The sequence below is a fragment of the Streptomyces sp. PA03-6a genome, from assembly GCF_033792765.1.
In the GTDB taxonomy this organism is placed as follows: Bacteria; Actinomycetota; Actinomycetes; order Streptomycetales; family Streptomycetaceae; genus Actinacidiphila.
Genome location: NZ_JARAVK010000310.1, coordinates 1 through 9,122 on the forward strand (window position 1 = coordinate 1; position 9,122 = coordinate 9,122).

General features: G+C 71.8%; 5 protein-coding genes and 1 pseudogene. 3 read left to right on the plus strand and 3 right to left on the minus strand.

Annotated elements, in window-relative coordinates; genetic code table 11:
• The first annotated feature begins 37 nt into the window (after nucleotides 1–37).
• From PV350_RS40875 to PV350_RS40885, 3 genes are all read left to right on the plus strand, one after another.
• The gene (locus tag PV350_RS40875) at nucleotides 38–712 is read left to right on the plus strand and encodes a Tat pathway signal sequence domain protein (RefSeq protein WP_500338471.1); all 675 of its coding nucleotides are present in this window, start codon (nucleotides 38–40) and stop codon (nucleotides 710–712) included.
• A gap of 121 nt (nucleotides 713–833) precedes the next feature.
• Nucleotides 834–1,712 (plus strand): hypothetical protein, encoded by an 879-nt coding sequence (locus PV350_RS40880; protein WP_500338473.1) that lies wholly within the window; start codon nucleotides 834–836, stop codon nucleotides 1,710–1,712.
• Complete coding sequence (locus PV350_RS40885) at nucleotides 1,709–2,215, plus strand: GNAT family N-acetyltransferase (protein WP_499511493.1); 507 nt, start codon at nucleotides 1,709–1,711, stop codon at nucleotides 2,213–2,215. The genes PV350_RS40880 and PV350_RS40885 overlap by 4 nt, the downstream gene beginning before the upstream one ends.
• Before the next feature lie 81 nt (nucleotides 2,216–2,296).
• On the opposite strand, the gene PV350_RS40890 is transcribed toward PV350_RS40885, so the two are convergent.
• The 3 genes and pseudogenes from PV350_RS40890 to pulA form a co-directional block, all read right to left on the minus strand.
• A complete protein-coding gene (locus tag PV350_RS40890) occupies nucleotides 2,297–2,647 on the minus strand; it encodes a hypothetical protein (protein WP_500338474.1) in 351 nt (116 codons plus the stop codon).
• A gap of 12 nt (nucleotides 2,648–2,659) precedes the next feature.
• The gene (locus PV350_RS40895; protein ID WP_500338476.1) at nucleotides 2,660–3,472 is read right to left on the minus strand and encodes a TNT domain-containing protein; all 813 of its coding nucleotides are present in this window, start codon (nucleotides 3,470–3,472) and stop codon (nucleotides 2,660–2,662) included.
• Nucleotides 3,473–3,687: 215 nt separating this feature from the next.
• Nucleotides 3,688–8,961: pseudogene (gene pulA / locus PV350_RS40900) on the minus strand (pullulanase-type alpha-1,6-glucosidase); the annotation flags it as partial.
• Between the last annotated feature and the right edge of the window lie 161 nt (nucleotides 8,962–9,122).

The following is a 9,122-nucleotide window of genomic DNA, read 5'->3' on the forward strand; positions in this document are numbered from 1 at the left end:
CCCCCACCCTCCCCCCACACCGAAACGAGGCACCCGCATGCGCACTCGTCCCGCCCTCGCGCTGGCCGCCACGGCCACCGCCGCCGCGCTCTCGTTACTGCAGGCCGCCGCGCCCGCCTCCGCCGCGGACGCACCGGTGCTCACCACCGGAGCCCCGGGCGGCGCCCCCGTCGCGGCCGGCGACGTGCTGAGCGCCTCGCCGGCCCCCGGCACCAGCGCCACGCTCTACTCCAGCGCCACCGGCACCAGCGGCGTGACGTGCTCCGAGTCGACCTTCGTCGCGACCGTCACCGACAACCCCGCCGCCCCGGGCACCGCCACCGAGTCGGTCACCGCGCACACCTTCCCGAGCGCGAGCTGCCGCAGCAACGTCGTGGGCGTGCTGGGCGTCACGAGCATCACGGTCAACAACCTGCCGTACACCTCCGCCGTCTCCTCCGACGGCGTCGTCACCGTCTCCCCGGCCGACGGCTCGACGGTCCAGACCACGGTCGTGCTGCGCACCCTGCTGGGCAGCGTCACCTGCGTCTACCGGGCGGCGAGCCTGACCGGCACGGCGGACAACACCGACAACAGCATCACCTTCGCCGCCCAGCAGTTCACCAAGGCCTCCGGCTCCTCGCTCTGCTTCGCCAACGGGTTCTTCACCGCGAAGTACGCCCCGGTCACCGACTCCGGCCAGGACGGCGGCCCTGCCGTCTTCGTGAACTGACCGGACCGCCGCGCCACCCCCCACGCGGCGCCGCGAGCCGCCCGGACCTGGCCGTACCCTTGGTAACTCCTTCCTGCCGAAGGGTTCAGTTCCGGGCGGCGATGCGGCACCCTGTCGTGCCATGACCACTCCCGCGGACGTCCCCGGGCGCGCCGTCCGGCCCTCGCTGCGCGCGCTGTACTTCGTGCCGCTGATGCTCGCGTGCGGCTACCTGGCGCTGCTCCTGCTGCTGTTCGCCGGCGGCACGGCGGCGTACTTCGCCTGGACCGTCCGCTCCCCGCTGACCGCGGCCACCCTCGGTGCCGCGTACGCCTCCGGGGTGGCCCTGTTCGCGGTGGGGCTGCGGCTGCGGCGCTGGGTGGACGTGCGGATCGTGGCGTACACCTCGCTGGCCCAGCTGCTGCTCATGCTGGGCGTCGCCGTGCTGCACCACGACCGCCTGCACCTGACCGAGGGGGAGATCGGCGGCTTCCTCGGCGCGTGGGGCTTCCTCGCCGTCCACGCCGTGATGCCGGTCGTGGGGCTGGTCCTGCTGGCCGTACAGTCCCGCGCTCCGGGCGGCGACCCGCCGCGGTCCGGGCCGGCCGACCTCTTCACCGGGGTGCCCGTCGCCTGGGTGGCGCTGGTGGGCTGCGGCCTCGGGGCGGCCATGCTCGCGGTGCCCGGCGCGCTGCGCGGCGTGTGGCCGTGGCCGGTGACCGACCTCGACCTGCGGGCGCTGGGCGTGTGGACGCTCACCTTCGGCCTCGGCTCGCTGTGGGCGCTGCGCGAGGGCGATCCGGAGCGGATGCGCGCGGGCGCGGCCGGCTACGCCGCGGTCGGCGCCTTCTCGCTCCTGGCGGTCCTCACCCACCCCGGTGCCATGGACTGGGGCTCGGCCTTCGCCTGGCTGTACGTGCTGGGCATGCTCGGGCTCGTCGGCATGGGCCTGATAGGCCTCGCCCTCGCGGGACCGGCCGAGCGATGGCCCGGGAACGGTTCCCTGACAATGGAGGCATGAACGACCTCTCCTTCCGCCTCGCACTGCCCGACGACGCCGCCCTCCTCGTCCGCCTCCGGGACGACGCGGCCCGCTGGATGCAGGAGCACGGCATCGACCAGTGGAAGCCCGGCGAGATGGACGAGGGCCACTTCCGCACGCGCATGGCGGCGGGCGAGGTCTGGCTCACCGAACGCGAGGGCCGGGTGGTCGGCGCCTGGGAGCTGTGGTGGGACGACGAGCACGCCTGGGGGGTGCGTCCGCCGGACGCGGGCTACGTCCACCGGCTCATGGTGGACCGGACGACCGCCCCGCGCGGTACCGGCCGGGCCATGCTCGACCGGGCGGAGCGCCGCATCGCCGAGTCCGGCCGCCCGTACGCGCGGCTGGACTGCGTGGCGGCCAACCCGCAGCTGCGGGCGTACTACGAGGGCGCGGGCTACACCGTCGTGGGAGAGCAGCCCCACAAGCAGAGCGGCAAGGGCAGCCCGTACGCGGTGACCCTGCTGGAGAAGGAGCTGTAGGCGCACGGAACGCGGCGGAGCGGCCCGCCCGGAGGTCGGGGGCGGGCCGCTCCGCGGTGTGCGGCTCACGGGGGTGCCGGGTCAGGTCTCCCGGCGCCGGGCCCGTTCATAGGCATCATGGGCCGCGCGCCGGATCTCCTCCCGGTCGCGGAGCACCTCCTCCATCTCCTCGTCGGAGCCGGGGCCCGGGCCGGGCCCCAGGTCGGTGAGCCGGTCGTAGAGGTAGCGGCAGGCCGCGTCCTCGGTGTCGAAGCGCCGGTGCGGGTCGTACACCCCGCGTTCGTAGTTCCCGACCACCCAGGTCCCGCCCTCCTGCCGGAGGTACCTGAAGTCCGGGGGCCGCAGGTCGAACTCGTGGAAGCCGGGGACCTCGTACAGCCCGCCGGGCACCCCCGCGGAGGCGAGGGCCTCGCACAGTTCACGCCGGTCCATGGTCGGGGCCCGTCAGTTCAGCCGGATGAGTTCGCCGTTGTTGATGTGGTTGAGCACGCTGTCGTTCATCGGCAGCACGTACTGGAGCCCGTTGCCCGGCTGCCCGTAGAAGGGCGCCACGACTCCCGCGGAGACCGCGAACGGCCTGACCACCTTGTACAGGTGGTAGTTGAAGGGGTAGCCCGGGTCGAAGGTGTTGAGGTTGGACGGTGCGATGGAGCGCTGGGAGTACGGCGAGCCCGCGGGCGCGAGGAACCGTCCGCCCTCGCCGCCGAAGCGGTCGATCTTCTGCCCCACGGCGAGGTTGATGACCGATACGGGGCCGCCCGGGAGGAAGCCGTCGTTGGGCGGGAACTTGTAGCTGTTCGTCGTGAAGTCGAACCAGGTGCGCAGGAAGCCGTTGGCGTTCTGCCCGTCGAGGCGCCGGTAGTCGGCCACCATCGCGCCGAGCAGGCCCTTGGTGGGCAACTGCCGCGGACCGAGCCGGGGGTCACCGCAGAAGAACTTGCGGTCGGTGAAGGTGGCACCGATGCAGATGCGCGGGTTCTCCGGGCCACCGGGAAGGCGCCCGGGAGCGCCCACGACCGGGCCGGCTCCGGGGCCGGAGCCGGGGCGGGAACCAGGACCGGAACCAGGACCGGAACCAGGACCGGAGCCGGGGCCCGATCCGGGGCCGGCCCCGGGGCGGTCGTGGTGGGCCGCGAGCTGTGCGCCCGGCCCCCAGTCGTCGGCGTGCGCGGGGACGACCGCACCCAGGAGGGTGCCGACGAGCAGGACGAGCAGGGCGGGAAGGCTGGAAAGCGATATTCGCTGGCGCCGCTTCAAGGGTCCTCCAGGGACGACGGGAACGAGGCCTCCCGGGACGGAAATCACCGTGCGTCACCGGAGCCGCGCGGATACGTACCCCTGGCGGATCACCCACCGGGACCGACGCGCCGCCGATTCATCCGGATGGCCACCCACTTCGCCCGTACGCAGCACCGCCCGGCCGGGACCCGCGGAGAGCGGGCCGCCGACCGGGCGGTCACGGAACGTGCTCGCTACTTCCGGACGAACACCGCGACGGTGCGGCCCGGCACGGTGAAGGTGCCGGACGTGGCGTCGTAGGAGGCCCGCTTCACCACGGCGTCGGAGCCCGCGGCCTGCACCGGATGGAGGGCGTAGCCCTTCCCCGACAGGGCGCCGACGCGCTGGTCCTGGGCCTTCGGGGTCGCGTTGAAGACCACCACCAGCCGGCCCAGCTGCAGGGTGATGACGCCGGGGGTCTCCTGCTCGCCCGAGAGCGGGAAGGACAGCTGCTCCTGGACCTGCGCCGCCGTGGTCAGCCCGAAGGCCGGCTCGGTGGAGCGGATCCGCAGCAGGTCCTGGTACGCGGCCGAGGCCGCGGTGGTCTGCGCGCAGCCGACCCGGAGCGTGTCCGCGGTCAGCAGCGGCTTCGCGAAGGACCACTTGGACTCGTTGTCGGCCTTGGGGGGCAGGCCGCGGCCGAAGCCGTTGCCCGAGGAGCAGTCCCAGTGGATGGCGTTGAACCAGTCGCCGGAGTCGTACGAGTTGCGGTCCAGGGACTTGGAGCGCAGCAGGTCCGAGCCCGCCTGGTAGAGCGCCGGCCCCTGGGAGAGGGCCGGGACGGCCTCGGCGACGACCTGCATGCGTGCCCGGTCGGCGGGCGAGGTGCCCTGGGGCAGCTTGAAGGCGAGCGCGTCATACAGGGCCTCGTTGTCGTGGGCGTCGGCGTAGGCGAGGGCGTCGCCGGGGGCGTCCGCGTATCCGGCGGGTGAGCCGTTGTAGTCGACCTCGGCGCCGCTGACCTCCTTGCCGCTGCTGTCGGTGAAGGAGAAGGACTTCAGGTTGCCGGTGAGGCCGACCTTGATGAGGTCCTGGTAGTGCAGCAGGCGGGCTCGCTGCTCGGCCTCGCTGCCGTTGGCGGCGGAGCCGTTGGGCTCGTTGAACAGGCCCGAGGCGAAGCCCTGGACGCCGGGGTCGGAGTCGAAGGGGCCGCCGCCGCGGACCGCGTCGCGGGCCCGGTCGGAGAAGGTGGCGACTCCGGTGCCGGCCATGTTCTTCTGGGTGGCCTGCACGAAGCGGGCGTCGTCGGCGACCTCGCCGAAGTTCCAGCCCTCGCCGTAGAGGATGATCTTCTTGCCGTCGACGCCGTCCTTCGCGGGGGTCAGCGCGTCCAGCGCCTTGCGGACGGCGAGGATGTTCGCCTTGGGGTGGTGGCCCATCAGGTCGAAGCGGAAGCCGTCGACCTTGTACTCCTTGGCCCAGGTGACGATCGAGTCGACGACCAGCTTGCCCATCATCGCGTTCTCGGTGGCGGTGTTGGAGCAGCAGGTGGAGTTGGCGACGGTGCCGTCGTCCAGCAGGCGCTGGTAGTAGCCGGGCACGATCCGGTCGAGGACGGACTTGTCGTCCTGGCCGCTCGCGGCGGTGTGGTTGTAGACCACGTCCATGACGACCCGCAGGCCCGCCTGGTTGAGCCCCTGCACCATCCTCCGGAACTCGACGGTGCGCCGCGTGCCGTCCGGGTCGGTGGCGTAGGAGCCCTCGGGGACGGTGTAGTGGAAGGGGTCGTAGCCCCAGTTGTAGGCGTCCTTCGCGGCGACCGCGGCCACGCACTCCTGCTGCCGGTCGGAGTCGGCCGGGTAGGCGCCCAGGTCGCAGTCGACGGTGGCCTGGTCGGCGCTCTTCTCCGCGACGGTGGCGAAGTCGAAGGCCGGCAGCAGGTGGACGTAGGAGACCCCGGACTTCGCCAGCGCCTTCAGGTGCGTCATCCCCGCCGAGCCGGTGTCGGTGAAGGCGGTGTACTTGCCCTTGTCCCGGGCGGGGACGGTGGCGTCCGCGACGGAGAAGTCCCGGATGTGCAGTTCCTGGATCTGCGCGTTGTTCAGGCCCACGGCCTTGGGCTTGGCCAGGTGCGACCAGCCGCCCGGGGCGAGCGCCCTGTCGTCGAGGTCGACGACAAGGCTCTGCTTCGAATCGGCGGTCAGGGCGACCGAGTAGGGGTCGGTGACGGTGTTGGTGACGACCTTCTGGACGCTGGGCGCCCAGACCTTCACGGCGTAGCGGTACGGCCTGCCGGTCCAGCTCCGTTCACCGGTCACGCTCCACACGCCGGTGGAGCCGTCGCGCCGCATCGGGACGGTGCGCCCGTCCAGGTCCAGGGCGACGGACTGGGCGGTCGGGGCCCATACGGAGAGCGTGGGCCTGCCGCCGGAGAAGACCGGGCCGAGGACGGCCTTGGTCGCCTTCGCGGCGTACAGGTCGTCCAGTACGCCCTGGATCTGGACGCCGGTGGCGGACAGCAACGCCCCATTGGCCAGCCGCTGCGTGGCGACGACCTGGCCGGTGAGGGCGGTGCGGACCCGGTCGCGGTCGCGCGGGTCGATCGTGAAGGCCGCGTAGTCCTTCAGGTGCGGGAAGCGGGCCTTCTGGGCGTCGGTCAGGCCACCCGCGACCCGGTCCAGGCGGAGCCAGTGACCCTCGCCGGAGAGTGCACCGTCCTTGATCGTCAGGCCGCCGTCCGGGGCGTAGACGAGCTGGTGACTGGCGGCGGTGTCGCCGGTCTTCCACGCGACGGTGTCGGCGTCGATCCACTGGGCCTTGGCCGAGGACAGGTCGAGGTCGGCGGAGGAGCCGGACGTGGAGGGCAGGAGGTACTTCTCGGTGCCGTTCAGGAGCCACACCTCGTGTCCGTAGGTGGCGAGGTCGAGCGACTGGTCGGCGGGCAGGTCCTTGGTGTCGCCCTTGTGCAGGATGTAGCTGAGCGACGTGGCGCCCGCGGCGAGCGGCACCTCGAAGACGGCGCCGTAGGCGTCGGTCCGCACCGGCTGCAACGGGGCGGTCCAGTCGGTCGGGTTCGCGGCGCCGGTCCAGGTGTGCAGGCCCCAGCCGGTGTAGTCGTTGTCGGCCCGGTGGTAGTGCAGGACGGCTTTCGTCCTGTCCTGACCCGGCTCGGTGCCGGAGGGGGCCTGGGTGGCGACGGCCTCCTTGCCCTGCTCGACCCAGATCTCGCCGTTCTTGGTGACGTCGATGAACCGGTCGGCGCCGACGTCCTTGGTGCCGTCCTTGTCGATGACGAGGTAACCGACGCTGGAGGCGCCCGGCTTGAGCTTCACATAGGCGAAGGCGCCATAGGCGTCGCGGCCGACGAAGTCGTGCCCGGCGGGCCAGGTGGTGCCCTCGCCGTCGGCGATGTCGCCCCAGGCGTACAGGCGCCAGTCGGTGTAATTGTTGTCGGCCCGCTTGTAGTGGACGATCGCGTAGTCGCGACTGCTCGCCACCGGGGTCTGCGGCGGAACCGGGGTGCCGCTGGTGGTCCCGGCGGTGGCGCTCGCGGTGCGGCCTGCGGAATCGATCACGACGGCCTTGTACCGCAGCGCGGTGCCGGGCGTCACGTCGTCACCGACCGTCTGGGTGACCTTGTACGGCGCGTGGTCCGCGGAGCCGAGGACCTTCCACGGGCCGTTGCCGGTCTGCGCGGCGAAGACCACGCGGTTGAGCTGCCCGCCGTCGACGTCGGCGGAGAGCTCGACGGTGCCGGTGGCACCCGCGGCGGGGGCCTTCAGCGTGAGGGACGGCCGGGCGGCGGGGGCGCCGAGCGGCTTGCCCGCCTTGTAGACCACGGTGGACAGCGCCGGGACGGTCACGCCGATCTTCCGGTCGGCGCCGCTGGTGACGGAGCCCTGGGTGCCGTAGAGGGCGGTGAAGGCGGTGTTCGCGGAGCCCGTGGGGACGTCGGCGGTCCGCGCTTCGGTCGCGTTGTTGACGGCGACGAGGTACTCGGTGCGGGTCTTCGCGTCGGTGCGGGAGAAGGCGTAGATCCCGGCGCCGTCGGCGACGTGGCGCTCGGTCTGGACACCGTCGGCGAGCGCCGGGTGGGCCTTGCGGAGCGCGGCCAGCTTCGCGATCGCCTGGTAGAGGGGTGAGCCGGTGTCGTAGGCGTCGCTCGCGTGGGTACGGTCGGTGCCCAGCTGGTCGTCGTCGAGGTAGTCGGCGACCTTGGACGCGAACATCGTCTGGCGGGCGTCCTTGTCGCCGCCGGCGCCGGTGAAGCCCTGCTCGTCGCCGTAGTAGACGACCGGGTTGCCGCGCGAGAGGAACATCAGCTCGTTGGCGAGCCGGTCCCGCCGCACGAGTTCGGCGTCGTCGGCCTTCGGGTTGTCCTGCTTCAGGAACGTGCCGATGCGGCCCATGTCGTGGTTGCCGAGGAAGGTGACCTGCTCGTACGCGTTGGCCTTGTCGGTCGTGTACCGGTAGTCGTCACCGAAGACCCCGCCCAGCTTCGCCGCGGAGCCGCCCTGGGAGGCGTACTGGCGGGCGGCGTCCTGGAAGGGGAAGTCGAGCGTCGAGTCGAGGCGGCCCTGCGTGACGTACGGGGACGTGATGGCGGTGTCGGCGGAGTAGACCTCGCCGAACATGAAGAAGTCCTTGCGGCCGTGCTTGGCCGCGTAGGCGTCCAGCACCGTGGCCCACTGGGTCCAGAACGGCAGGTCGACGTGCTTGACGGTGTCGATGCGGAAGCCGTCGACGGCGAAGTCGCGGACCCACTTCCCGTAGATCTCCTCCATACCCTCCACGACCTCGGGCCGCTCGGTCCACAGGTCGTCCAGACCGGAGAAGTCGCCCTGGTCGGAGCTCTCGCCGGCGAAGGTGGAGTCGCCCCGGTTGTGGTACATCGTCGGGTCGTTCAGCCAGGCCGGGACCTTGCTGTTCGCGGTGACGACGGGGGTGCGGGGGAAGGAGTCGCGGTCGACGGCGGGGAAGCCCTTGCCGCCCTTCGCGTAGTCGGCGTCGTCGAAGGGCACACCGTCCTTCGTCAGGTACGGGAACGCGCCCTTGGAGAGGTAGCCGTAGGACTTCTCGTCGTAGTCGACGACGTCGGCGGTGTGGTTGGTGATGACGTCGAAGAAGACCTTCATGCCCTTGGCGTGGGCCTTGGATATCAGCGCCTTGAGGTCGGCGTTGCTGCCGAAGTGCGGGTCGACCTGGGTGAAGTCGGTGATCCAGTAACCGTGGTAGCCGGCCGAGGCCTGATCCCCCGTCCCCTGCACGGGCCGGTTCTTGAAGATCGGCGCCATCCATATCGCGGTGGTGCCGAGGCCCTTGATGTAGTCGAGCCGCTGGGTGAGGCCCTTGAGGTCGCCGCCCTGGTAGAAGCCCTTGTCGGTGGGGTCGTAGCCGGTGCTGAGCCGGGTGCCGGTCAGACCGCCCCTGTCGTTGGACGCGTCGCCGTTGGCGAAACGGTCCGGCAGGACGAAGTAGAACTGCTCCCGCGTGAGGTCGTGACGCGCGGGCTGCGCGGCGAGCGCCGCGCAGCCCGCGCGTCACGACCTCAGCCGGAACCAGCGCCACGTCTCCTGCCCGGCCCGTTCCCCCCGCGGCGCACGCGCCCCCGCCACGCCGCGTATGCCCTGTACCCCGCTCAGCACACGTTACGCCCCCACCGAACAGGGACTCTAACCAGGAGCTGCCC

Bases quoted from the DNA above. Each gene is read 5' to 3' on its own strand.
- PV350_RS40875 (WP_500338471.1), top strand. From the start codon at position 38: ATGCGCACTCGTCCCGCCCTCGCGCTGGCCGCCACGGCCACCGCCGCC.
- PV350_RS40880 (WP_500338473.1), top strand. From the start codon at position 834: ATGACCACTCCCGCGGACGTCCCCGGGCGCGCCGTCCGGCCCTCGCTG.
- PV350_RS40885 (WP_499511493.1), top strand. From the start codon at position 1,709: ATGAACGACCTCTCCTTCCGCCTCGCACTGCCCGACGACGCCGCCCTC.
- PV350_RS40890 (WP_500338474.1), bottom strand. From the start codon at position 2,647: ATGGACCGGCGTGAACTGTGCGAGGCCCTCGCCTCCGCGGGGGTGCCC.